The sequence below is a fragment of the Flavobacteriales bacterium genome (assembly GCA_030584065.1).
GTDB lineage: Bacteria > Bacteroidota > Bacteroidia > Flavobacteriales_F > PHOS-HE28 > PHOS-HE28.
Genome location: CP129489.1, coordinates 325,755 through 349,688 on the forward strand (window position 1 = coordinate 325,755; position 23,934 = coordinate 349,688).

The 23,934-nt window shown below is 65.7% G+C and carries 26 protein-coding genes and 1 pseudogene; 17 read left to right on the top strand and 10 right to left on the bottom strand.

Translation table 11 applies throughout. The features are described from left to right. Positions 1 to 49 precede the first annotated feature (49 nt). Positions 50 to 298: a type II toxin-antitoxin system RelE/ParE family toxin gene (locus QY325_01345; GenBank protein ID WKZ66580.1), complete on the bottom strand. Its 249-nt coding sequence runs from the start codon at positions 296 to 298 to the stop codon at positions 50 to 52. Beyond that, the gene (locus QY325_01350) at positions 295 to 747 is read right to left on the bottom strand and encodes a hypothetical protein (protein ID WKZ66581.1); all 453 of its coding nucleotides are present in this window, start codon (positions 745 to 747) and stop codon (positions 295 to 297) included. The genes QY325_01345 and QY325_01350 overlap by 4 nt, the downstream gene beginning before the upstream one ends. Positions 748 to 1,044: 297 nt before the next feature. Between QY325_01350 and QY325_01355 the strand changes: the two genes are divergently transcribed. The 7 genes from QY325_01355 to QY325_01385 all read left to right on the top strand — a co-directional run bounded on the left by QY325_01355 (position 1,045) and on the right by QY325_01385 (position 6,194). Then, on the top strand, positions 1,045 to 1,905 hold the full coding sequence (locus tag QY325_01355) for a helix-turn-helix transcriptional regulator (protein WKZ66582.1): 861 nt from the start codon (positions 1,045 to 1,047) through the stop codon (positions 1,903 to 1,905). 78 nt (positions 1,906 to 1,983) lie between these two features. Continuing rightward, entirely contained in the window at positions 1,984 to 2,208 is a 225-nt protein-coding gene (locus tag QY325_01360; GenBank protein ID WKZ66583.1) for a hypothetical protein, read from the top strand. 37 nt (positions 2,209 to 2,245) lie between these two features. Further along, positions 2,246 to 3,247, top strand: a complete 1,002-nt coding sequence (locus QY325_01365; protein WKZ66584.1) for an NAD(P)/FAD-dependent oxidoreductase — start codon at positions 2,246 to 2,248, stop codon at positions 3,245 to 3,247. A gap of 14 nt (positions 3,248 to 3,261) precedes the next feature. Then, complete coding sequence (locus QY325_01370; GenBank protein WKZ66585.1) at positions 3,262 to 3,942, top strand: DUF4386 domain-containing protein; 681 nt, start codon at positions 3,262 to 3,264, stop codon at positions 3,940 to 3,942. A 137-nt stretch (positions 3,943 to 4,079) separates the two neighbouring features. Continuing rightward, entirely contained in the window at positions 4,080 to 5,153 is a 1,074-nt protein-coding gene (locus tag QY325_01375) for an aminotransferase class V-fold PLP-dependent enzyme (GenBank protein ID WKZ66586.1), read from the top strand. A gap of 97 nt (positions 5,154 to 5,250) precedes the next feature. Then, on the top strand, positions 5,251 to 5,778 hold the full coding sequence (locus QY325_01380; GenBank protein WKZ66587.1) for a hypothetical protein: 528 nt from the start codon (positions 5,251 to 5,253) through the stop codon (positions 5,776 to 5,778). 8 nt (positions 5,779 to 5,786) lie between these two features. Beyond that, positions 5,787 to 6,194 carry a hypothetical protein gene (locus QY325_01385; protein ID WKZ66588.1) on the top strand — a complete coding sequence of 136 codons (408 nt, stop codon included), beginning with the start codon at positions 5,787 to 5,789 and terminating at the stop codon, positions 6,192 to 6,194. A 15-nt stretch (positions 6,195 to 6,209) separates the two neighbouring features. Here the strand turns inward: QY325_01385 and QY325_01390 are convergent, their stop codons facing one another. From QY325_01390 to QY325_01400, 3 genes are all read right to left on the bottom strand, one after another. Continuing rightward, the gene (locus tag QY325_01390) at positions 6,210 to 7,658 is read right to left on the bottom strand and encodes a hypothetical protein (protein WKZ66589.1); all 1,449 of its coding nucleotides are present in this window, start codon (positions 7,656 to 7,658) and stop codon (positions 6,210 to 6,212) included. Positions 7,659 to 7,797: 139 nt separating this feature from the next. Beyond that, on the bottom strand, positions 7,798 to 8,670 hold the full coding sequence (locus QY325_01395) for a ChaN family lipoprotein (protein WKZ66590.1): 873 nt from the start codon (positions 8,668 to 8,670) through the stop codon (positions 7,798 to 7,800). Between the two features lie 62 nt (positions 8,671 to 8,732). Beyond that, positions 8,733 to 9,125 (bottom strand): hypothetical protein, encoded by a 393-nt coding sequence (locus QY325_01400; protein ID WKZ66591.1) that lies wholly within the window; start codon positions 9,123 to 9,125, stop codon positions 8,733 to 8,735. A 339-nt stretch (positions 9,126 to 9,464) separates the two neighbouring features. Between QY325_01400 and QY325_01405 the strand changes: the two genes are divergently transcribed. Then, positions 9,465 to 9,716 (top strand): RNA-binding protein, encoded by a 252-nt coding sequence (locus QY325_01405; protein WKZ66592.1) that lies wholly within the window; start codon positions 9,465 to 9,467, stop codon positions 9,714 to 9,716. 24 nt (positions 9,717 to 9,740) lie between these two features. Here the strand turns inward: QY325_01405 and QY325_01410 are convergent, their stop codons facing one another. Continuing rightward, positions 9,741 to 10,868 carry an alpha/beta fold hydrolase gene (locus tag QY325_01410; GenBank protein ID WKZ66593.1) on the bottom strand — a complete coding sequence of 376 codons (1,128 nt, stop codon included), beginning with the start codon at positions 10,866 to 10,868 and terminating at the stop codon, positions 9,741 to 9,743. Between the two features lie 102 nt (positions 10,869 to 10,970). Here QY325_01410 and QY325_01415 point away from each other — a divergent pair, with 102 nt between their 5' ends. The 7 genes from QY325_01415 to QY325_01445 all read left to right on the top strand — a co-directional run bounded on the left by QY325_01415 (position 10,971) and on the right by QY325_01445 (position 19,066). Further along, complete coding sequence (locus tag QY325_01415; protein ID WKZ66594.1) at positions 10,971 to 11,858, top strand: SH3 domain-containing protein; 888 nt, start codon at positions 10,971 to 10,973, stop codon at positions 11,856 to 11,858. A gap of 98 nt (positions 11,859 to 11,956) precedes the next feature. Next, entirely contained in the window at positions 11,957 to 14,647 is a 2,691-nt protein-coding gene (locus QY325_01420; GenBank protein ID WKZ66595.1) for a DUF4062 domain-containing protein, read from the top strand. Between the two features lie 132 nt (positions 14,648 to 14,779). Next, a complete protein-coding gene (locus QY325_01425; GenBank protein WKZ66596.1) occupies positions 14,780 to 15,292 on the top strand; it encodes a hypothetical protein in 513 nt (170 codons plus the stop codon). Beyond that, positions 15,289 to 15,855 (top strand): hypothetical protein, encoded by a 567-nt coding sequence (locus tag QY325_01430; protein ID WKZ66597.1) that lies wholly within the window; start codon positions 15,289 to 15,291, stop codon positions 15,853 to 15,855. The genes QY325_01425 and QY325_01430 overlap by 4 nt, the downstream gene beginning before the upstream one ends. A 28-nt stretch (positions 15,856 to 15,883) precedes the next feature. Next, positions 15,884 to 17,545 (top strand): hypothetical protein, encoded by a 1,662-nt coding sequence (locus QY325_01435; protein WKZ66598.1) that lies wholly within the window; start codon positions 15,884 to 15,886, stop codon positions 17,543 to 17,545. Next, the gene (locus QY325_01440; GenBank protein WKZ66599.1) at positions 17,545 to 18,741 is read left to right on the top strand and encodes a hypothetical protein; all 1,197 of its coding nucleotides are present in this window, start codon (positions 17,545 to 17,547) and stop codon (positions 18,739 to 18,741) included. Before QY325_01435 ends, QY325_01440 begins: the two co-directional genes overlap by 1 nt. 40 nt (positions 18,742 to 18,781) lie before the next feature. After that, positions 18,782 to 19,066 (top strand): hypothetical protein, encoded by a 285-nt coding sequence (locus tag QY325_01445; protein ID WKZ66600.1) that lies wholly within the window; start codon positions 18,782 to 18,784, stop codon positions 19,064 to 19,066. An 11-nt stretch (positions 19,067 to 19,077) separates the two neighbouring features. Here the strand turns inward: QY325_01445 and QY325_01450 are convergent, their stop codons facing one another. From QY325_01450 to QY325_01460, 3 genes are read right to left on the bottom strand one after another with little or no spacing between them, the layout of a single operon-like run. Then, positions 19,078 to 19,233: a hypothetical protein gene (locus QY325_01450; GenBank protein WKZ66601.1), complete on the bottom strand. Its 156-nt coding sequence runs from the start codon at positions 19,231 to 19,233 to the stop codon at positions 19,078 to 19,080. Continuing rightward, positions 19,233 to 21,068 carry a ferrous iron transporter B gene (locus QY325_01455; protein WKZ66602.1) on the bottom strand — a complete coding sequence of 612 codons (1,836 nt, stop codon included), beginning with the start codon at positions 21,066 to 21,068 and terminating at the stop codon, positions 19,233 to 19,235. Before QY325_01455 ends, QY325_01450 begins: the two co-directional genes overlap by 1 nt. Next, positions 21,069 to 21,338 (bottom strand): FeoA family protein, encoded by a 270-nt coding sequence (locus QY325_01460; protein WKZ66603.1) that lies wholly within the window; start codon positions 21,336 to 21,338, stop codon positions 21,069 to 21,071. 193 nt (positions 21,339 to 21,531) lie between these two features. Between QY325_01460 and tnpA the strand changes: the two are divergent. Further along, positions 21,532 to 21,994: pseudogene (tnpA, locus tag QY325_01465) on the top strand (IS200/IS605 family transposase). 84 nt (positions 21,995 to 22,078) lie between these two features. Further along, on the top strand, positions 22,079 to 22,828 hold the full coding sequence (locus QY325_01470) for a DUF6090 family protein (protein ID WKZ66604.1): 750 nt from the start codon (positions 22,079 to 22,081) through the stop codon (positions 22,826 to 22,828). Positions 22,829 to 22,847: 19 nt separating this feature from the next. On the opposite strand, the gene QY325_01475 is transcribed toward QY325_01470, so the two are convergent. Further along, on the bottom strand, positions 22,848 to 23,930 hold the full coding sequence (locus QY325_01475) for a hypothetical protein (protein ID WKZ66605.1): 1,083 nt from the start codon (positions 23,928 to 23,930) through the stop codon (positions 22,848 to 22,850). Between the last annotated feature and the right edge of the window lie 4 nt (positions 23,931 to 23,934).

Sequence of the window (23,934 nt, forward strand, 5' to 3'; positions counted from 1 at the left end):
AGGTGGGTTGTGGGTTTCTACTATCCCACGCACCTGATCTTGGGGGAGCTTACACCTCATCCTGGTGTACACGGTAAACGACCTTGTAGTTCCCAGCTATCACGCGGCGATGCCCCAGCCCTTTGTGCTCCAACCAAGGTTCCAGCTGGCCACCGAAGGGGAATTGTTCCAGCAGCTGCGTTACGGCAAGGATGTCCTCCACGATGCGGTCGGCCACCTCGGGTGATGCTTCCGTGCTGTACCACGCGTGGATCTCGTCCACCTGCCGCAGCGCCCACGCCGACCAAACGACCTTCACTGCGCGCGCTTGGCCTTGAAATGGGCCTCCACCTGTTCCTGCGTGTACACACGCCCCGCATCGAAGTCGGCCTCGGCCCGTTCGGCCCTTGCGCTCAGCACCGAACGCCAGAGCAGTTCATCCTGATCGCCGCGCAGGAAGGCCAGCACGCTGCTCAGCACCTGCGTATCGCGCACCTCATCGACCAGGCGCTTCACTTCGGCACGCAGCACGGGAATGGGCTCGGGTTCTTTCAGCACCAGGCCACTGATGTCGGGTTCGTTGTCCGCATAGGCGTTCTCTCCGAAGATCGCGGCAGCAGCGATCATCGCCTCGTCGTCCTCAGCTGACCTGCCGGATGGACCTGTCCGCAGCAATTCAAGCAGGCGCTTCACCCGGGTCAACACCGTGGCATCGTTGGTAGAGACCAACTGTTGCACCAACTCGAGCTTGAGGGCCTGGATGTCCATGGTGTCCCAAAGATAATCCGGCGACATACCGCGATGCGATCGGCAAGTGATCAACTCGTGTTAGTGAACGCGTTCCATTTACGTTAGTTGATCCGGTGGTCCGCGTGAGCGATTGAAGCGGAAAGCCCACAGGCCTGTAATCAGGCCGAGGACTTCGCGGAAAGCGCGACGGCGAGACCCTGAGCGGAGCAAAGCGGAGTCGAAGGGCGAGCCGGCACGCCCAAACCATCACGATCACCTCCATCCCATCTGAGGCTACCGATATTCGGGGGCGATTACCCCGCACCCCGCCTCCCCATGAGCGAGATCCCCTTCCGGAGCCTGGCCACCGCCCCCACCTCCCTGCGGCTCTCGGAGAACTTCGACATCCGCTCCATCGAACAGGTCCTGGGCGGCACCGACCTGGTGCAGGCCCTGCACCGGCACGACCACTACTTTCTGCTGGTGCTCACCAGCGGGGAGGGCGTGCACGAGTGCGACTTCAGGCCGCATGCGCTTGCGCCCCACACCATCTACGCCATGCGGCCGGGCCAGGTGCACCGGCTGGTGCTGAAGGCGGGCAGCACGGGCCACATCCTGCAGTTCAAGGCCGACTTCCTGGCCACGAGCGAGCCCGGCGCGCGGCTGGTGCTGCGCCGGGCCGGCCATCTGGAGGCCTGCCGCACCGATGCCGAGCGCTACGGTGAACTGCGGATGCTGCTGGACCGCATCGCTCGCGCGTACGCCTCCCAACAGGAGGGCCACCTGCACATCGTGCGCGCCTACCTGGGCGCCTTCCTGGCGGACCTGGTGCTGCAGGCGCCCGTGCCCGCGCCGGTGAGCGGCACCAAGGGCTACACGCAGGAACGGCTGGAGGAGCTGCTGGAGCTGATCGAGGCCAACGTGCACCGGGTGAAGGAGGTGGCCGCCTATGCGGAGCGCATGCACCTCTCCACCTACCAGCTGAACGCCATCGCGAAGGCCGGCACGGGCCGCACCTGCTCCGAACTGATCACGGACCAGCTGATCCTGGAGGCGAAGCGCTACCTGCTGGCCACCACCGACCAGGTGACCCAGGTGGCCGACCGCCTGGGCTACGAGGACCCCTCCTACTTCATCCGCTTCTTCAAGAAGCACACGGGGCACACGCCGGAGGGCTTCCGGCAGAATTCGCGGTAAGTACCGATCGATCACGCGTTCGTCCTATCCCCGTGGCAGGGGGGCGGGGTTGCTTTGCCCTCGCAAACCACGCAACCCATGAAAACGAAAATGAAACTGCTGGCCTCCCTGAAGATCTGGGTGGTCATCTACCCCTCCATCACCGGCTTCCTCGCCCTGTTCGGCGAGCCGCTGGGCGCACTGCCCCTGTACCAGCGCACCTTTCTGCTCACCATCTGCCTGGTGCCGTGGATCGTGTTCGCCGGTGTGCCCCTCGTGGACCGCATCCTCCGCGCCTTCTCCACCAAGCCCACGCAGGCCTGAGGGCCCGACCCTGGCATGCACCGAACGGATGCGCCCCATGAACAGACGGCACTTCCTCGCCCTGGGCGCCACGGCCGCCGGTGGCGCGCTGCTGCCGCTGCGGGTGCTGGCGGATCCAACACCTGAACCCATGAACGAGCACCAACATTTCGACGCGATCATCGTGGGCGGCAGCTACGCCGGCCTCGCCGCGGGCATGGCCCTGGGCCGTGCCCTGCGGCGCGTGCTGATCGTGGACAGCGGCCTGCCCTGCAACCGGCAGACACCCTTCTCCCACAACTTCATCACGCAGGATGGCGTGCCCCCGCACCGGATCGCCGCCACGGCACGGGCCCAGGTGGAACGCTACGCCACGGTGGCGTTCAGGCACGGAACGGTCACCGCGGTGTCCCCCACCGCCGATGGCTTCGATGTGCACCTGGAGGACGGTGCCGCGTACCGTGCGAAGAAGCTCGTCTTCGCCACGGGCGTGCGGGATTTGCTGCCGGCCATCCCCGGCTTTGCGGCGTGCTGGGGCATCTCGGTGCTGCACTGCCCCTACTGCCACGGCTACGAGGTGCGCGATGTGGCCACCGGCGTGCTGGGCAACGGCGAGCGGGGCTTCGAGCTCGCGCGCCTGATCAGCAACTGGACCAAGGACCTCACCCTGTTCACGAACGGACCGTCCACGCTGAGCGAGGCCCAAGCGGCCAAGTTGCGCGCGCACCACATCCGCATCGTGGAGTCCGCCATCGCGGAACTGGAGCATACGCAGGGGCAGCTGCAGCGCATCCACTTCGCGGATGGGTCGGCAGCGGCCGTCCACGCCCTATACGCCATGCCGGCCTTCGAGCAGCACTGCACCCTTCCCCAGCAGCTCGGTTGTGCGCTTACCGATGAAGGCTACCTCCAGGTGGACCCGCAGCAACGCACCACCGTGCCCGGCATCTACGCGGCGGGCGACAGCACCACGCGCCTGCGCACCGTGGCCAACGCGGTGGCCAGCGGCACCACGGCTGGCATGATGCTGAACAAGGACCTCGTCACCGCGGAATTCTGAACCACCCACTCGTCATGAACACGAACATCATCACGAAACGGCACGCCGTCCTCACCGGCCTGTTCTTCATCGCCGCCACGGTCACCGCCATCATCGGGTTGCTGCTGTACAAACCCGTGATCGATGCGGCCGATCCGATCGCCGCCGCCCGATCGTATGCCGGTCGCATCGGCTGGGGCGCGTTCTTCGAAGCGTTGCTCGCCTTGGCGAACTGCGTCACGGCCGTGATGATGCTGCCGGTGCTCAGCAGGGTATCGCCGCGCCTGGGACCTGCCTATGCGATGTTCCGCGCGCTGGAGGTGGTGGCCATCGTGGTGGGTGCCGTGAGCATGCTCGCGCTCGGCTCCATCGCCGGGTCGCTGGAGCCGGATGCATCGGGCGCGCTGGTGGTCGGCCGGGCCCTGGTCGCGGTCCACGACTGGACCTTCGTGTTCGGCCCGCACTTCTTCCTGGGGGTGAACACACTGATCTACAGCGTTCTCTTCTTCCGCTCCGGGCTGGTGCCGCGTCCGTTGGCGGTATGGGGCATCACCGGTGCGGCGCTCATCCTCTTCGTGGGCGCGATCGAACTGCTGGGGGTGATCACCCCGTACTCCACCACCACCATGCTGCTGGCGATGCCCATCGCGGTGTATGAGATGGTGCTGGCGGGACGCTTGATCGGGAAGGGGTTCAACGTGGAGGTTGTGGGGTGAGCATTCATCGACCGGGGGTAACGTGCTGCGAAGTACCATTTCCTGGCAGCCGATCGCGACGCTTCCCCCTTCCCGTCCGTCCCAACCTGCTCCGCTTCCATCCCTGCACAGGCGACCTTAGCACCATCATTCCGCCCATGCCCGTCCCCTGCACCCTCCCGGACCACGACACCCTGCGCGCCGCCTATCCCGCCTTCACAGAGCTGAGTTACCTGGACACCTCGTCCATGGGTCTGATGGCCGCGAGCACGGTAGCCGCTGCGCAGCGAGAGCACGAGCGGTTGATGCGTGAAGGGAGCGTGCGTTTCTTCCATTGGATGTACGGCGGGAACACCGAGGTGGCGCGCACCGTAGCGGCGAGCGTCGGCGGAACCGAACAAGGCACGGCGCTGGTACAGAGCTTCACCGTGGGCCTCGCCCAGCTGGCGCCCCTGCTGAAGCATCGCCCCAAGGTGCTATTGGTGGGCCACGACTACCCCACCCTGCACGCGCCCTTCGCGCTACCGGGTTTCCAGCGCGTGGTGATGCAGCCGGAGGCGGACGGAACGATCTCCCTCGACACCCTGCGCGCCGCCCTGGAGCGTGAGCGACCACAGCTGGTGGCCATCAGCGAGGTGCAGTGGCTGACGGGCTTCCGCATCGAACTCACTGCCGTGGCCGAACTGTGCCGCGCGTTCGGGGCGTGGTCGTTGGTGGACATCACGCAGTCGTGGTGCGCGGTGCCGCTGGATGTGCAGGCCGTCGGCATCGACCTCGTGGGCGCCAGCGGCTACAAATGGCCCCTAGCGGGCTTCGGCAACGGCTTCATGCACCTCTCGGAAGCGGTGCGTGCGGAGCTGCAGGAACGCAACGGCGTGGACCCCATCGCGATGCTCAACGCCGGGCACCGCGACCCCGTGGCCGTGACGCGGCTGCAGGATGCGCTGGCACGCATCACGGCCATCGGTCCCGAGCAGATCGTGGCGCATGTGAGCGCCCTGTGCACCTACGCGCTGGACCGCTTCGATGCGGCGGGCATCACGGTGCTGCACGGCCGCCAGCCGGAACAACGGGCGGGCATCCTGGTGCTGCAGGGCGATGAGGCCCGGGTGAAGCGCCTGGAGGAGCAGCGCGTGAAGGTGGCCTACCGCGGCAAGGGCATCCGGGTGGGCATCCACTTCTACAACAACGTGCAGGATATCGACCGGCTGGTGGAGGTGTGGGGGAAGTAGGCTGCGTACATCACGCCCACGAGCGGAGGGGATGGTGGCGAAGCCGGTCCCGCCCCCTGTTGAACCGTCATTCGCCCTGCGTGTACCTTTCCCTGTGATGCGTTCCCTGCTGCTCCCGTTCCTCCTGGTGGCCTGCACCCAGCCCGCTCCGCCGCCGGATGCGTCCGTCCCCGATCCGGTCAACGCGACGGTGGCGGAACCGCTCGTGCAGCAGGAGAAGTTCAGCGCGCAACCCATGCTGTTCGATAGCGCCGCAGCGGCACCCGCGCAAGCACCGGAACCCACCCCGCGGCCCGCGCCCGACGAAGGCTGCGTGGAGCACATCGATGCAACGTCCGCCGGTGTGCGCGTGGTGCAGTATGGGTCGAAGGCTGCGATGCAGGCGCGCGAAGCAGAGCTGGGAGGCATGCTGGCCAGCGCTTGGATGATGGCTGAACAGGCTGCACCGGTGAGCATCGCCGACGACTTCGAGCGGGGCATCACCACGGAGCACCGCCACATGCCGGATACGCTCGACGTGACCCTGGTGTACTTCGCCCGCTGCAGTTCGAAGAGCCCGCATACGGTGCGGCCTTACCGCGTGTGGCGCACGGCGGAGGGCGGGTACGGTTGGCATGAGCGATGAACGGACGGATGCGCGAACAACATTACCTCCTGCGGACCATCCTTGCGGCGCTGGGTTTGGTCCTGGTCACCACCTGTTGGGCCAAAGGGCGCTTCTGGTCCTACACCCTCACCGGTACCGCCTACGACAAGGCCACCAAGGACGTGCTGCGCAACACCGCCTTGATGATCGGCGACCAGCTGGTGACCACCGACAGCCTGGGGCACTATACGGTGACCATCAGTGGCGTCACCTGCGACAGGGGCAGCAACTGGCAGATCAAGCGGTGCAACGAGGATGCCTATGGCCAACTGGTGGTGCGGCGGGTGCTGAGCGAGGCCAGCGTCACCATCAACAGCCATTGGAAGCGCTACGCGTTCTGCGATGGCGGCATCACGCCCTGCCACGAGCAACGGCGGGAACTGTTCGTGCCGTAAGGGGAGGAGTGTCCATCACTCCTTCGTGAAGCGGAGCACATCCCGTTCACCGTCGGTATCCCAAAGCTGAAGCACGTAGAGACCCGGACGCACATCTGCCAGTTCGAGGGATGTGCGCCATTGGTTTCCCGCCTTCAGCAGCACGCCATTGATGGTCATGATGCTCCACTGCGCAATGCGATGCCCGGGCCATACCACGAACAGGTGATCCTGCGCGGGGGATGGATGGGCGAGCGCACCGCCCGAGCAGTTGCGCTCCTGTATCGACGTGCTGATGTCCTGCCCCAGGCGCAGCGTGGAGCCGCCCACCACGTAAACGGCGTTGTCGCTGCCCAAGGCGAAGCCCTGCGAGTTGCTGCTGCCGGCGGTGATGTACCAGGCGCCGGTGCCATCGCTGTTCACCTTGCAGATGCCCATGGCGAACAGCGTTCCGGCGCAGAGGTAGGCGTGGTTGTCGGCGTCGAGCAGCATCTGGGCGTGCAACAGGAAGTTGTTGGGGCCGTCGGCGTCGTTGTTGAGCCAGATCTGGTCGCCGTCGATCGACGCCTTGAGGAAGGCCGCGCCACCGCTGCCATTCAAGGGGAACCCGCTCACCACCGGCGCGCCATCGCTGCCCGCTTCCACGCGGTAGGCGGTGATGGGATAGGTGTACTCCCACAGCAGCGCGCCGGTGGGCGAGAGCTTCTTGATCACGCTGCCGCCTCCGCTGGCGGGTGTTCCGTGCACGCAGTAGGTGTTGCCAAAGGCATCGCCGGCGGCATCGCCCACGGTGAAGCTGGAGACGCCGGGCAGGCTCCACACCGTGTTGCCATCGCGGTCGATGCGCGCATACCCGTTGATGTTGCCGGTGATGCCCCGCGCGCTGATCACCAGCTGGCTGTCGGGCGTGAACTTGATGTTGATGGGCGCGCCGATGCCGACCGCATCGTACCAGTCCCACACGGTGCCGCCATCGGGGTCCAGCTTCTTCACCTTGGTCACCATCCCATTGGGCCCCATGCCCAGGCCGAGCACGTAGATGTGGTTGGCCTTGTCCACCACGCATTTGCGGGTGGAGGAGCCGTCGAAGTCGGTCTCATACACCACGCGCCATACGAGCCCGCCGTCGGGGTCGAACTTCATCACCAGGCTGTTGGCGTTCACCGGGTTGGAGAAGCCGCTGGTGATGGTGCCGGTGACGATGGCGTTGCCCTGCTGGTCGGTGGCCACCCAGGTGGCGCGGTCGGTGCGCGTGGTGCTGGTCTGATCGTACGCTGCGTTCCATAGCAGTTCGCCCGCGCTGTTCCGTTTGGTGAGGGTGATGTCGCCGCCCAGGTTCGCGTCGTAGTTCACCGTGAAGACGTTGTCCTGCTGGTCTAGCGCGATGGCCAGGCCGTTGAGTGGCTGCACCCAATCGACCGTTACCTGGGCGTGCGCCTTCGCCGGGAAGGCGACCAGGGCAAGGGGGATGAAGAAGCGGGTCATGGGCGCTGCTGGTTCGTGCTCAAAGCTGCCCCAAGGTGAGGCGGGCGGGCATGACCGCGATCAGCAATGCCGCCCACGCAGGCGATGCACCGGACGGGGCGGGAAGGGAGGCCGACGGAGCGGCGGCTGGGCGGCGCGCTCAGTACGAGCCTGGCACATCCTCATCCACGCAGAGGATGATGTCCGCCTGGCCGAGGCTCTCCGCGGGCAGCTTCTTCAGTTGCGGCGCGGTGATGGTGGCGATGGTGACCACCTTGAGGTCGGGCCGCGCGCGCTTCAGGTACCAGCCGATGCCCTCGTGGAAGTCGGAATGGTAGGTGCCATTGAAATGCAGGAAGCGCTTGCCCGGGGCGAGTGCTTGCAGGATGAAGTGGGCCATGGTGGCATCCTTCAGGGCCTGGGCCTTCACGATGTTCGGCGTGGCGTGGTCGCCCATCATGGCCAGCATCTTCACGTAGCCGGGCAGATTGGGGTCGAAGGCGATGGGCAGCGGGGCGATGAAGCGGCGCTGCTCGGCGGGTACGGTGTCGAGGGCCTCGAAGCCGCCCTTGCTCACGGCGCGGGCGTAGCGGCGCGGCACGTTGGCCGCCACGAAGGGCAGCTGGCGCTCCTTGGCCAACTCCACCAGCGGCGCGTAGTCGGTGGGGTGGTTCTTCCACAGGCGGGCCAGCGTGTCGAATGCGGCCTGGTCGATCTCGCCCTTCAGGTAGCGGTCCAAGGTGGCCTGGTCATCGGCCTCGATCATCTCGGCGCCGAGCACGAGCCCTCCGCGCGCTGCCAGGTCGCGTGCCACCTCCAGCTGAAGCCAATGCGCGATGGCGTTGTTGTGCAGCTCGCCGAAGAGCACCACATCGGCAGCGGCCACCGTGCGCAGCAGCTGCTTGTGCGACACCTTGCCGCCCCTGGCGTTGAAGAGGGCGTAGGAGGGCAGCAGCTGGGCGGACGCATGGCCACCAGAAAGCAGCGCGACGATGAGAAGGAGCGAGTAGGGGATCGGGATGCGCATCGTCATGCAGCGAAAGAACGGTTTCTGATCGACTATGAAGCTGACCACGGCGCGGCAACGACGATGAATCATTCGCCCAAGGCCACACGCGCCGCCAGTAGTGCGCTTACCAAGGTGATCGGTGTGAAGATCAAGGTCTCGCGCAGGTCGAGCGCCATGAGGTTTCCGATGGTGTTGAGGGCGAAGAGCGCGCACACCACCCATAGGCCCCACTTGCCCACTGCCGGCATTGAACGACCGATAAGGCCCATTCGGACCAGCACGAGCGCAACGAAGACGAGCAGGATCGTGATGCTGACGAGCGCGCCCACCGTGCGTTCCTCCTCGTTCTGCAAGCGCCCGCCCCAGACCATCTCCGTGGGGATGAAGCCAGCGAGCACCACCAGCTGGAACAGGATGGCAGCGGAGAAGAGCATGAGCAGGATGATGGCGGCGGTGCGGAAGGGGATGAGGCTGCGCATGGCGCGAAGATGCGCTCCGAGCCGGGGAGGGTCCCCGTGCCACCAAGGTGTGCGCCATTGCAGCGGGAAGGCATCCGATCGATGCATGGCCGCGGTCGGCTGGAAGCCCCCTGAAGTTCCGAGCCCGCGCCGGTGCAGGCACCGGGCATCATGCCGCGGTGCCCGGCGCATGATCATCGGGGAGGCAGCAGGCCGTGCTTGATCCAAGGAATACGGACAAGCGGTCGCGCAGATTTTCGTATCTTGCGCCGACTGGCGCCATTCGTGCTCTCGGGGCCTTCGGGTCCGGCCGTTCAGGTCAGCGCGGTTCACATCTTACTCACCCTTAAACCCTGACGTATGAACATCTACGTGGGCAGGTTGAACCATGCCATTACCGAACTCCACCTCGAATTGCTCTTCGGCCATTTCGGCGAGGTCGAGCGCGCCAAGGTGGTCACCGATCCGATCACCGGGGAAACGCGTGGCTTCGGCTTCGTGGAGATGAAGGATGCGCGATCCGCCACCAAGGCCATCGACAAGCTGGATGGCGTGAAGCTGGAAGGGACCACCCTGGTGGTGCGTCCCGCTCATCCTGCGCCGCACGACTGATCCGTGACGCGCATCGCGCTGCGGTCAGTAGCGGAGGAAGGGGTCGCCTCCGGGGCGTTGCGGTATGGTTGAAGGCATACCGGCCTGTGCTTGCAGGAAGGCGAGCAATTCATCGAGCAAGGCGGCGTGCAGCTCGCGCTGTTCCTGCAAGGCCTCGCGGTCCGGCAGCGCGAAGCGCCCGGCTCCTGCCAACCGCAGCAGGTAGGCGCTGGTGAAGCTCTCGTGGCCGAAGGGCTGCTTGGGGTCCAGGTAGCGCAGGTCGCCGCGCACGCCGCGGAACATCGGGAAGGGCGGTTCGCCCTCGGTATCGGCCACCAGCAGGATGGGCATCGGGTAGCGGTGCGTGGTGATGGCCTCCAGCACATGCGGCCATTTGTCGCGCACCTCGGCAGTGTCGGTCTTCCATTCCAGGGTGGTCTCCAGGCTGATGAAGGCATCGGCAAGGCCCGGTTCGTGCAGTGTGCACCAGCCCTCCTGCGCGCCCCAGCTGTGGCCGATGCAGAAGACCTTGCCCCCGTTGGCGATCTGTCGCGCGAAGCGCAGCATGGTGCGGATGCTGCTGCGATCGGGCTCCCACGTGAGCGGTGTGCCGTACATGGCGTTCTCCAAGGGCCAGTGGAAGTTGCAGGAGAGGAAGACGAACCCGTTGGCCGCGAAGTGCTCGGCCATCCCCGCGTTCTCGTCGCTTAAGCCTTGGGCGCCGTGGTGGTAGACGATCACAGGCCTGGACCCATGCATGGGCAATTCGGCCTTGATGGCACGGGTGCCCAGCACGAAGAGGCTGTCCTTCGCCTGCTGTTCGGTGAATGGCGTGTAGTCGATGGGGGCATCGCCATCGAATGGGTAGCGCAGGCAGTACTCGATGAAGGCGCTGTCCATGCGGAACAGCAGTTCGTTGTGCACGCGCTGCAGTGATGCCTCCAGCATCCGCTCGCGAAGCTGGGCGTAGGTCAAGCGCACGCCCACCGGCGGGTTGTCCAGCGGGAACCAGGCCTGCACGAAGAGCGGTGCCGGACCATCATAGCCGAATGCCGTGTACCGCAGGCTGTCGTTGAAGAGCAGCGTGTCCGCGAAGCCGATGGGACGGGGAGGCTGCGCATCGACACTGGTGCTCACGAACAAGAGGGCGATGAGCAGGGAAGGTCGCTTCATCGATACAAGGTAGCCAAGCCCATCCGAAGAGCTCCTGCGGCGGATCAAACCCTCCCATACCGTCTGGAGGAACATGCGCACCTTTGGGCTGCCAGCCGCCCCATGCGTTCCATCGCAACCCTCCTGCTGTTCACCGCCGTGCTGGCCGAAGCGCAGGACCCGGTCTTCGTATACCACACACCCCACGCGCAATACATCTTCCCGGAGGAGGCCGATCCCGCCTATGTGCTGTTCAGCGATGCGCCCGTGCATGAGCAGCCTGCCATGGAAGCGCCCGTGGTGCTGAAGGCCGCGGCCGGTGACCTGGTTCAGGTGCTGGAGGCCACCGAGGACACCCTGGTCCTGAACGGGGTGATGAGCCACTGGTACCGCGTGGCCTTCGGCGATGTGGAAGGCTGGACCTGGGGCGGGAACCTGGCGCAGCGCACCTTCGGCAGCCAGGGCGACCCCACCGTGAAGTTCGTGGCCGGCATCGATCACGTGACGCCATCGGACACGGGGCACTACGACTTCAGCTACCGCCTCGTGGCGGTGAAGGATAGACGTGAACTCGACCGCATCGTAGTACGCAGCTTCGCGTGGGGCTTCGAAGAGGTACTCGACCACGGCCACCGCGGATTGCGCAACGTGGATGATGTGATCACGCTCGCGGTGCCCTGCGTGGGCGGCTGCGGCTGCACCACCGGCGAAGTGGTGGTGTTCTGGAGCGGCGGCCGCTTCCACCACGTGGCCGATCTGATGGGCACGCCCGATGGGGAGTTCAGCGAGAACGTGGGGTTCGTCTACCCGTCGGACATGGAGGGCGAGGCCAACACCATTGTGCGTGTGACCAGCACCTACGAAGAACCGGAAGAAGAGGAAGAGGCGGAGGTGCCCACGAACACCATCACCCGCATCCTGCGCAAGGAGTACTTGCACTGGGACGGCACGGCCTTGGTGCCCAGCGGCCGGGCGATGGAGGAGCGACGGTATGCGATGACGCTGGACTGAACCGGATAGCCGTCCGACGGGCGGCAAGGCGGCGGCACGCCCCCTCCCTTTGGACGGTGCCGAGGCCTCCGGCGCAAACGGTACTTTCACCATGCCCAATGGCCGACATCCGAACGCCCGATCAGCGCTTGCGCGTCTTCATCAGCAGCACCATCGAGGAGCTGCGCGAGGAGCGGCGCGCCGTGCGCGAGGCCGTGGAGTCGCTGCGCCTCATCCCCGTCTTCTTCGAGGCCGGTGCGCGTCCTCATCCGCCGCGCGAGCTATATCGCGCCTACCTCGATCAGAGCGACATCTTCGTGGGGATCTACGCGGGCAGCTACGGCTGGGTGGCACCGGAGATGACGGTGAGCGGCCTGGAGGATGAGTACCTGCTCTCCGGCGGGCGCCCGCAGCTCATTTACATCAAGGACGTCCCCGAGCGTGATGCCAGGCTCACCAGGCTGCTGGACAGCATCAGGGGGAGCGGTGCCGTGAGCTATCAGAAGTTCAGCACGCCCGCCCAGTTGACCGAGCAGCTGCGCAACGACCTCGCCCTGCTGCTCAGCGAGCGCTTCGCGGCGAAGCGCACCGTGGTGACGGGGGTCGCGCTGCCCGCCATGCGCAGCGCCACCATCGGCCGCGATGCCGAGCGCGCGGCGCTGCGGGAGCTGCTCCTGCGGCCCGATGTGGGCATGGTGACCCTCACCGGCACGGGCGGCACCGGCAAGAGCCACCTGGCCCTGCGCGTGGCGCATGACGTACAGCCGCTCATGGCGGACGGGGCACGCTTCGTGGCCCTGGCCCCCGTGGCACGGCCGGAACAGGTGGTGCCGGCGATCGCGGCAGCGCTGGGCCTCGTGGACAGCGGTGCGGACCTGCTGGAGCGCATCCGCACGGAGCTGGCCGGCCGGCAATTGCTGTTGCTCATGGACAACTTCGAGCACGTGCTCGATGCTGCACCCGTGGTGGGCGATCTGCTCGACCATGCTCCGCGGCTCAAGGTGCTGGTCACCAGCCGGGCGCCGCTCCACCTCGTGGGCGAGCAGGTCTTCACGCTGGCCCCGCTGGCCGAACCTCCGGAGCAGGAGCGCGATATCGCGCGCCTGATGGCCTGTCCCTCGGTGGAGCTCTTCATCCACCGCGCGCGGGCCCGTGCCGCGCAGCTCCCGCTCGACACGGCCAACCTGCAGGCCGTTGCCGCGCTCTGTCGCCGCCTGGATGGACTTCCGCTGGCCATCGAGCTCGCCGCCGCGCATACCAAGTACCTCACGCCCGTGGCCTTGGAGCAGCGCATGCACCGCACGCTGGACCTGTTGGAACGCGGCCCACGCGACCTGCCCGAACGGCAGCGCACCATGCGGGCCGCCATCGGGTCCAGCCATGAGCTGCTGGTACCCGGCCATCGGACCTTTTTCCGGCGGCTCGCCGTGCTGAGCGAGCGCTGGACCATTGAGCTGGCCGCCGCCGTGACCGATGCCGCCGCACTGGGGCTCGACGCCATGGATGCCCTCGAGCAGTTGGTGGACATGGGCCTGGTGCGCGTGGCGCCGAGCGGCGCGCACGACGCGGACACCGGTCCCCGATTCCAGCTCCTGCACGTGGTGCGTGAATTCGCCCTGGAGGAACTGGGCGCCCATGGCGAACGCGACCAGGCGATGGAGCGCCTGCGGGCCTGGTGCATGGAGCTCGTGAACGAATCCTACGTTCACGCCAGTACGGACAACGTCATCCCGTGGATGGACCGCGTGGAGGAAAGCTATGCGGACCTGCGCATGGTGATCCGCGCCGCCATGGACCGCGGCGATGTGCCCACCGTTTGGACCCTGGTGGCGCACCTCAACACGTTCTGGCTGCTGCGCGGCTACCGCGGCGAAGCGCTGGATTGGCTGCGGAGCACCGGGCTCGATACCCTGGCGAAGGACCCTGACGCTTTCGCGGAGATGCCCGCCATCCTGCGCGGTGGTGTGCTCTTCGCGGCCGGCACCATGTGCTACTATGCGGAGCATCTGGATGTGGGCGTGGCCTATCTGGAGCGGGCGGTGGATTGCTATGCGGAGCCGGGCATCCCGCCCAACCTCATCTTCTTCGCCTGGCTCTTCCTCGGCATGTCGCGCATCGGCGCCAATGACCCGCTGGCCGGTGAGACCATGGAGCAAGCACTGCGCGTGGCCCGGGTCACCGGCGATGGCTTCCTCGTGGGACTGGGGCTCTGCTTCAACCACGAGATCCGCATGCGCGCCGGGCAGACGGAGCTCGCGGCCGCGGACCTCGAGGAGGCGGAGCGCCTTGCGCGCACCCATCCACGGCGCCTGTTGCACAGCAGTCTGCACCTGGCCAAGGGCAACCTGGCCATGCTGATGGGCAACTACGCCGAAGCAGGCCGGGAGTACGCCCTGTGCCTTGATTCGGCCAACAGCCAGCGCATCGCCGGCACGGTGGGCTGGGCCTTGAACGGCGGCGGCTATTGCGCACTGCTGCAAGGGAGGGTGGAGGAGGCCCGGACCCTGTTCCGGGAAGGCATCGAAGCGGCCCGCTTGGGCGGCTACCGTGCGGCCATGATGGCGCACTGGGCCGGCCTCGCCTGGGCGCTGCTGCTGCAGGGCGATGCCGAGCGGGCTGGCCTGCTCTTCGGTGCGGCGGAGGCGCAGCGCAGCTCGATCCGCTACTCACCCTGGCGCGTGACGCAAAGTCTGTTCGAGCGCGTCCGTGCCGAGTTGGAGAAGGCCATGGCGCCCGATGTGCTGGCGCGCAGCATGGCCGAAGGCGCAGCGCTCAGCATGGATGAAGTGCTCGCCCTGGCGTCCTCCTGACCCGGCCTTGCCGACCGGCAGGTGTTCTGGCATCACGCTTCGGTGCGGGGAAGGGCTGCCCGGGATGACGTATGGAAGCGAGCCCGAAGGAGCAGTTTCGAACCTCGATGAGGATCGCGTGTACGGTGCGACATGCGCTCCGTTCTGCTGCTGCTCGCGCTTGCGCCCATCGCACTGGCCGCCCAGCACTGCGGTTACGACTTCGCCGCCATCATCGTGGTGCATCCTCATCGCTTGAACAGCGCGGCGGACGAGCCCTGCCTGCGTATCACCCTGCTCGACACGAACAACCTGCCGGCCATGATCAACGGTCAGGAATGGAACCGGTTCCGGCCGAATGATGGGCGCAGCACCCTGCCCGACCGCACCTGGCAACCGCACTTCGATCGGTACAAGGGCCATGAGTTCCCGTTCGCCGGCGACAACTACGTCCTGGTGGTCCCGGCCCGGCTGGACTATTCGGGATACGCCATCCTGGTGCAGGATGAACGCAATGGAGGCCTGGGTGGACTGCGACGCAGGGTGGTGCCGATCACCAACAACGATGTATACCCGCTGTGTGGCCGATACGATGAGGAGGTCTATCCACCACTGGAAGGAAGACCGACCTTCGCACCGGTGGACATCATGCTTGATCCGCGATGAGAGCCCTGCTCCTTGTGCATTCATGCATGCTGGGGCTCATCCTCCCGGCACAGCCCGATTTCGACCGCAACTACTGCGGCTTCGCGCCCAATGACAGCATCGACATCACCAGCGATGGGATCCCGGACCTGGTGGTGCAGGGCTTCCGCAGCGGCACGGATGATGAGCCGAGCAGCTCAGGCACCTGCTATCTCCATGTGATGAACCTGCCGGGCACCATCCTGTTGAATGCCCGCGATGCGCAAGGCTACTGGCGTGTCAAGCAGTTCGCTAACGGTGATCACGTAGCGGCCATCGACACCGCCGTGCAGGACGATCTGCGCATTCCGACCATCCGCTACACGGACGGTTCCATCCAAGTGGCCTATTGGGGTTATGGGCACCAGTCGTCAATGATGACCGTATCGCCCAACCTCAGGGCCCAGCATTACGTGTTCCGGACGATGGCGAACGGCAAGACCTGGCACGGATCCTTCAGCATTGAGCCACCCGTGCGGATGGACCAGGTGAAGATGCGCGTTGGCGCATTGGTGCCCGCCGATCAACCCTTCGTGGTGCGGTGACCGCGCCGATGCAACCTTGAAGATCCCCATGACCCGATTGCTCCTCTTCCTTGCCGCGCTGGTGCTCCACCATGTGCTCAACGCACAGTTCAATTGGCAGTGGGCGCGGCAGCTCACCGGGCAGATCCAGCCCAGCATGCACGGGCTCGCGGTGGACGCGGCCGGCAACACCGTGGTCTGCGGCGGCTACTACGGCACGCTCACCATCGGCGCCCTGCCGCCGCTCACCAGCGCCGGGCAGAGCGACCTCTTCGTGGCCAAGTTCTCGGCGGATGGCACGCCGCTCTGGGTGCGCGGCGCGGGCGGCGTCAACTTCGATGAGGCCTGGGATGTGACGGTGGACGCGCAGGGACGCATCTCCATCACCGGCTATTTCGAGAGCCCCAGCATCACCATCGGTGCCACCGCGCTGAGCAGGCTGGGCAACATGGACATCCTCGTGGCGCAATACGATGCGAACGGCACAGCGCTCTGGGCGCAGCGCTATGGCTGGACGGCGAGCACCGGACTGGAATGGGGCCGCGGGATCGTGGCCGATGCCAACAACGACCTGTACGTGGCCGGGCAGTACAAGACCGCGCTCCAGGTGACCGGCCTTCCTGAACTGGATGCCTGCAACAACCGGGAACAAGGCTTCCTGATGAAGCTCGATGCCAATGGGAATGGCATCTGGTCCTTGCGTCCGCAGTGCACCAGCGACCAAAGCCTCGGGCAGACCGTGTGCAACGCCCTGGCCCTGGATCCAGCAGGGAACGTCTTCCTGGGCGGTGATTTCAGGGGCGATACCGTCTTCTTCGCCACGGACACCCTGCCCAACTTTATGCCCAGCGGACAGAGCGACGATGCCTTCGTGGTGAAGTACACCCCGGATGGCGAGGAAGCGTGGGTGAAGGCCTGGGCGGGCTTCAACTACGACGAGATCAAGAGCATCGCCACGGACAGCGAGGGGAACGTGATCGTCGCCACCACCCGTGACGGCGGCTACCTGATCGATGGCATCGACCTGCCGATCGCCGGCACGTTGACCACCTACGACATCACCTTGTGGAAAGTGGACCCGCAAGGGACCGCCATGTGGGGCATCCGCGCCGGGAATGGCATCGGGACCCACGAACTGCTTTCCGCGGATGTCGACGCGAACGACCATGTGTGGGCCGGCGGCTACTTCGGGCGGAACATCTTCATCGATACGTTCGAGGTGCCTGATCTTGGAACGGACCTTCCTTATGGCCTGGTCGTGGCGCACTTCGACCCGGAGGGTACGGTGCTCGACGCATACGTGGACCGTGGTGTCGGCCCTCTTCTGGTGAACCGGCTGCGTTGCGGCGAAGCCGGTGAACTGCACCTGGCGGGCGGATACAACGACTCCATCACGTTCGCGCCCTTGGCGCAGCTGAACGGTGATGGCAGCTTCGTGGTGAAGGGCGATGACCTGACGACCAGCATCACTGCTCCGCCGAGCGATCACGCCTGGTCCGCGGCTCCCGTACCTGCCGATCGGTACATCGTGATCACCGCCTCGAACGGCGGGGCGCTTGGAGAGTTGCGTGTACTGGACGCTTTGGGCCGCGAGGTCCTTCGCGCCAGCACACAGGGAAACACCTTCAGCTTGGACTGTTCCACGTGGCCTGCTGGCAGCTATTTGGTGCACAGCGGAAGGCTGCACGAACGCATACTCGTGTTGCACTGATGCGCATTTCCAGCTGTCGTTCAGTGGACCCGTGCAGGTCGGTAGTGCTGCTGCTGGCCGGCCTTTACCTGGGTCTCCACGCGACTGCCCAAGGCGACCGCATCATCCCCGGCCCTCCGCCTGATGAGTACGTGGACGTGACCGGCGATGGGCGCGCTGATCTGCTGATCACCAGCCGCACCATTCAGATCTCCGATCCCGAGCAACCCGGATACCATGGCTTGCATAAGGTGGGTGTGCGTACGCTGAGCGGCACCGCTGTGCTGATGTGGAGCACACCGAGCAACCAGCGCTGGTTCACCCTGGACAGCGCCGCGCGACTCGATACTGCGGAGCTCGCCGCGCGCATCCGCTTCAAGCAACTGAGTTGGACCGACCAGGATAAGCCCACGGAATTCTGGTTGCTGGAGCGCCCGTTCGGACCGGCGATCACAGCGGATCAGGATGGTTGGTACGGAACCGGCGAGCACCCCGGCGTCCGCACGCTGGTCATTCGCAGCGCGAATGATCTCGGCACGAGCATCGCTGCGTTCAACTTCGAATTGCCCTTCCCGTATGGGCGGATCGTGGTCCGTTCCATCGAGGCGGTGCGTGTGCCGAATGGATATGGCGCGGAGGGTGATCACGTGCCACCGAAGCCCAAGGTCGTTCGTGAATACGAGTTCGGGCATGAAGAGAGCGAGCCGCAGGTGATCGTGCCGCCGGGTGTGCCGCCGGATGAACGCGTGAACCTGAACGGCGACGAGGTGGATGACCTGGTGATCACCGGCCGTCGCGAGCGAATTGATGGAACCAACGAGCAGGGCCGCTTCATCCGGGGCATCTCACCGATGCCCGGCACTCAATTGCTCATGTCCCGTGAGCGCTGGGGCGTGCTGGGCTTCTTCCCGCTGCACGAAGGCGAGGTATTGACTCCGGAGCGACTGGCCAGTGGGCTTGGCGCTGGCGTGCTCGCCTGGGCTGATGGTGCGCAGGTGTTCATCCCGGTCGCGCACCATCCGGTCGGCATGTCCGGTCGACCGCAGGGCTGGTCGTTCGAGGCGGATGCCTTCAACGGTGCGCTCGTATTCCGGACCATGGAATACGGCCGACCGACCATCGGTACGCTCGAGATCGTTACGGACGGGAGCGGAGGGCAGTTCGGAGTGCGGCCACAGACCTGGGTGGAGGAAGGGCAGGTGCTGGAGGTGCGCTAGCTCGCATCTTCGCCCCGCGTCGTTCGCCGATGCGTGAACCATGACCGACCAGGAACTCGCCCGCGCGCTGCGCGCCCTGAGCCGCAACGCGCTCATGCTGCAGACGGAGCTGCGCAATGGCCTCGTGGATGAGGGCCTCATCGCCGACATCGAGGCGTGCATGGAGCAGGGCATCTCGCTGGATGCGCGTTGCGCGGCGCTGGTGGGGCTGGTGGATGCCCTGCGCGAGAGCACCTTGACCCCGCGCGCGGAACTGTTGAGCGACACCATTCGTGCGTGCGAGAAGCTGCGCGATGGGATCGAGCGCGTGCTGGGGCGCTTGTGAGGCAGCAGGGTTCAGTGCTCGCCGCATCCGGCGCAGCCGGTGCACGGGCCGCACGCCACGCTGCCGGCCGACTGACCCGCCTGCGCGGACTTCCGCTTCGGTGCCCACACCCAAGCCAGGTAAAGCGCGGCGCCGAGCACGATGGCGATGGTGAGCGCGGTCTGCATCACGGAGTGGTGAGGAATGCGGTGAGCTGGTAGGTGATGAGGCTGGCAAGGTACGCCAGCCCGAAGAGGTAGCCCCCCATGATCCACATCTGCTTCCACGAGCCGGTCTCGCGCTTCACCACCACGAAGGTGCTGAGGCATTGCGGCGCGAACACCATCCACAGCAGCAGCGAGAGCTTGGTGGCCAGCGGCCATTCGCGCGTGATGCGCTCGCGGAGCTGTTCGTCCACCTCGCCCTCATCGCCGTCCATGGCATAGGCGGTGCCCAGCGCGCTCACCACCACTTCACGAGCGGCCATGCCGGGCACCAGCGCGAAGGAGATCTGCTCGTTGAAGCCGATGGGCTTGAAGACGTAGTGCAGCGCGTGACCCAGTTCGCCGGCCAGGCTGCGACCATTCTCGCGCGGTGAGGGAACGGTGTAGAGCGCCCACATCACGATCGTGAGGGCGAGGATGATGGTGCCCACACGGCGCAGGAAGATCATGGCGCGCTCCCACAGGCCGATGACCAGGCTGCGGCCATCGGGCCATTGGTAGGCCGGAAGCTCCATCATCAGCGGGGAGCGTGCCGCGTGCTTGTCGCTGCGCTTGATCACCCAGGCCACCGTCATGGCGGCCACCACGCCGAGCACGTAGAGGCCCACCATCACCAGGGCGGCGGCCATGGCATCGTCGGGGAAGAGGGCAGCGACGAGGAGCGTGTACACGGGGATGCGCGCCGAGCAGGCCATCAGCGGCGCGATGAGGATGGTGGTGAGCCGGTCGCGCCAATGGCTGATGGTGCGCGTGGCCATGATGCCCGGTATGGCGCAGGCGAAGCTGCTCAGCAGGGGGATGAACGAGCGGCCGGACAGCCCGGCAGCGCTCATGGGCTTGTCCAGCAGGAAGGCCGCGCGCGGCAGGTAGCCCGAGGCCTCCAGCGCCAGGATGAAAAGGAAGAGGATGAGGATCTGCGGCAGGAAGACGATCACGCCGCCCACGCCGCCGATGACGCCTTCCACCAGCAGGCCGCGCAAGGGGCCTTCAGGCATGTTGGCTTCCACCAGGCCCGCGATGGCGCCGAAGCCGTCCTCGATCCAGCCGGAGAGCATGTCGCCGCCGGAGAACACCGCCAGGAAGGTGGCGAAGAGCACCAGCGCCAGCACTGCGAAGCCCCACAACGGATGCATCAGGAAGCGGTCGATGCGGATGCTCGGGTCCTGGTCGATGGCCGGCGCGGTGACGGTGCGGTTGAAGATGCCGAGCACATCGCGCTGCGTGGCCAGCACCTGCTCCACGCCGGGCGGCCTCCAATGTGCGGGCGGCGCATCGCGCATCGGCGCATCCAGCAGGGCGCGCAGCTCATCAGCGCCGTGCGCGTGCACGCTCACCGTCTCCACCACGGGGAGATTCAGCTCGCGCGACAGCAGCGCCTTGTCGATCCGGATGCCGAGCTGTTTGGCGCGGTCCATCTTGTTCAGCACCACCAGCAGTGGCAGCCCGAGCTGCCGGGCCTCGAGCACCAGGCGCAGGTGCAGCCGCAGGTTGGTGGCGTCGGCCACGCACACCAGCAGGTCGGGCAGTGCCTCCTGGCTGTGACCGGTGATCACGTCGCGCGTCACGGCCTCGTCGGTGCTGAGCGCGTTCAGGCTGTAGGCGCCGGGCAGATCGAGCACGTGGATGCGTCGTCCGCTGGCCGTGCGCATCACGCCTTCCTTGCGCTCCACGGTGACGCCGGCGTAGTTGGCCACCTTCTGGCGGCTGCCGGTGAGCAGGTTGAAGAGGGCCGTCTTGCCGCAATTGGGGTTGCCCAGCAGGGCGATGCGCCGGGGCAGGGCGGGAGAGGGGCCGCTCATCTAGCTGTTGGCGATGACTTGGATGAAGGCGGCCTCGCGCCGGCGCAGCGCGAACGTGGTATGCCCCAGGCGGATGGCGAGCGGGTCGCGGCCGGGTTTCGCCTCGCGCACCACCTGCACGCGCTCGCCGGGCACGAAGCCCAGTTCAAGCAGGCGCAGCACCAGGTTGCGGTCGGCGGCATCGGCGGGCACGGTGACGCCGGCCACGGTGGCCCACGCCGCTTCGGACAGCTGGTCCAGGCTCACCGTGCGCTCACGCTTCGCTTCCATAGGGGGCGCGAAGGTCCGAACGGAATGGGTGCGGTGGAATACCGCGATCAGGGTATGTGACGTCCCGAAGGGACGAGACATGGATAGCCCACCAATGACCCAGAATGCCGAAGCGTCCCGTAGGGACGCGATATTGGTGAGCAACGCCAGATATTCCGCATATTCGAATGACCCAACGGAGCATGTTCGGCTCATGGCCAATACCTACACCCAGATCCACATCCAAGCCGTTTTCGCTGTGCAGAACCGGGCCAGCTTGATCTCCCCGACCTGGAAGGATGAGCTGTACCGGTACATCACGGGTATCATCCAGAACCATGGCCACAAGCTCCTACAGATCAATGGCATGCCCGATCACGTGCACATCCTCTTCGGCATGCGGCCTACGCAGTCCCTTTCCGAATTGATGCAACATAGTGAAGCAGGATTCCTCGAGATGGATCAACCAGAAGGGCTTTGTTCGAGGCAGGTTCTCCTGGCAGGAGGGCTATGGCGCATTCTCCTATTCCAAAGGTGATGTTCCACGGGTGGTCGATTACATCAAGAACCAGGAAGAGCACCATCGTCATAAGAGCTTCCAGCAAGAATACCTCGAGGTCCTGAGGGAGTTCGAGGTCCAGCACGATGAGCAGTATGTCTTCAAGCCCATCGAATGACACATGCCGTACCTGACGGCACGGAATCCACGGTGCCACCTTCGATCAACCCATAGCTAGTCCCTACGGGACTGCGCACCTCCCATGCCCCGCATCTTCAACACCATCCGCCAGCGCCTGCTGAAGGAGAACCGCTTCACCCGCTACCTGGTCTATGCCGTGGGCGAGATCGTGCTGGTGGTGATCGGCATCCTGATCGCGTTGCAGATCAACAACAACAACGACCTGCGGAAGGCGCGTGCGCGGGAGATCAGGTACCTGGAGAACATCAAGGCCGACCTCGTCGCGAACCAGGAGAAGGCAAGGGACTTCATCGCCGTGCGCGCCGAGTGCATCAGCGCCACCCAGCGCATCATCGCCAAGATCGACGGCGAGCCCATCTCCGACTGGAAGGCCTTCAACAAGGACTGCATCTCCATCTATGGATGGCAGCGTTATTACCCCATCAACTTCACCTTCAAGGAGCTGATGAACTCCGGCAGCCTCGCCCTCCTCTCGAACGACAGCGTGAAGACGGCCCTGCTGAAGCTGGAGCAGCTCTACGAGAAGGTGAAGGCCGAGGAGGACCACTTCCGCTTCGACTCGGAGGAGGTGATCTACAAGCCGGCGTACGAGCTCATCGACCTCGGGCCAACCCTGGAGCTGTACATGGGCAAGGACGTGGTGATGCGCCTGGAGGACTTCGCGCCCTACTTCGCCGACAAGCGCGTGAAGAACGGATTCCTCATGGCGTTCCTGGAGTTCTCCACCATGAACCGCCAATTGGACCAGGTGCTGAAGCTCAGCGATCAGCGCATCGCCATGATCGACCGGGAACTCAGCTGGGAGAGCTGATGCGCTCCTCAAGCGCGCCCTAGCGCCACAATGAATGGGTGGCCGCCTTCCCCGTCGCGTTGTCCACGATCACAACCAATGGCTCCGCAAGCTTACCCTCCTCGCTGGGCCGCGTGCCCACGAAGGCGAATGAACGCTCGCCCGGAAGGATCTGCGTGAGGTGGAAGCGGTCGATCCCGGTGTCGGCGCTCCACAGGATGCGGCCGGCGGTATCCACGCGCGAGACGATGGCGAGGCCCTTCAGCCCCGGCGCGGATGTGTGGATCATCAAGGCGCCATCGGGGTCCGCCAAACGGAGCGCTTCGCTCTTATCGTCCATGCGCAGGAAGGCGGCGTTCAGGTATTCTTCTTCGCCGACCGGGGCCATGCCCAGGATGCGGTGGTACTTGCCATCAACAGGCGCCTCGAGCGCGCCGCGATGGAAGCGGCGCATGCGTTTCCGGTTCTCCTGCGGGACAACCCGGCGCACGAACTTCCTCGGAGCGAACTCGCCCAGAAGCTCCTCTTCCGCATGCAGGCCGAGCCAATGACCATCGGCGACGATGAAGCCGGCGGAAAGGAAGCGGTCGGGATCCGGAGTGATGCGTGCGCCCGGTTGCGGCACGGATGGGTCGCGCACCTCAGCGGGCTGCAGCAGCGCGTGGCGCCGCAGGTCCACACCGCCGATGGAACCCGCCCTGGCCTTGGAGCCGGGGTTGACGTCGAACCACAGGACCTGTCCATCGCTGCCCAGGATTCGTGCCAGCGCGTACTCGTTGGGCGCAAGGCCCTCAGCGATGAGGATCTTCTTGGGCTCGTTGCCATCAAGGGGAATGAGCAGGATGCTGATGCTCGTGGTGGTATTCCCGCCGCGGCCAGTGATCTCGGGCAGGTGCGGGTCGGTGGCCCGGATGAGCGTGGCGATGTGGCTTTCGGTGCGCACGCATTCGCCCAGCTGAACCCCGCTCGCGGGGGCCACGGAGAGGACCTTCTTCCCGAACAACATGACCGCAGCGAAGATGAGCGCCGAAACGCCCATGAATAGCCCGAACTTGAACCGCAGCGAACGGTACCGCCGATACCATGCAGCAGCAGCTTCCTGATTGTCGGTTGAAGACTTCATGCGT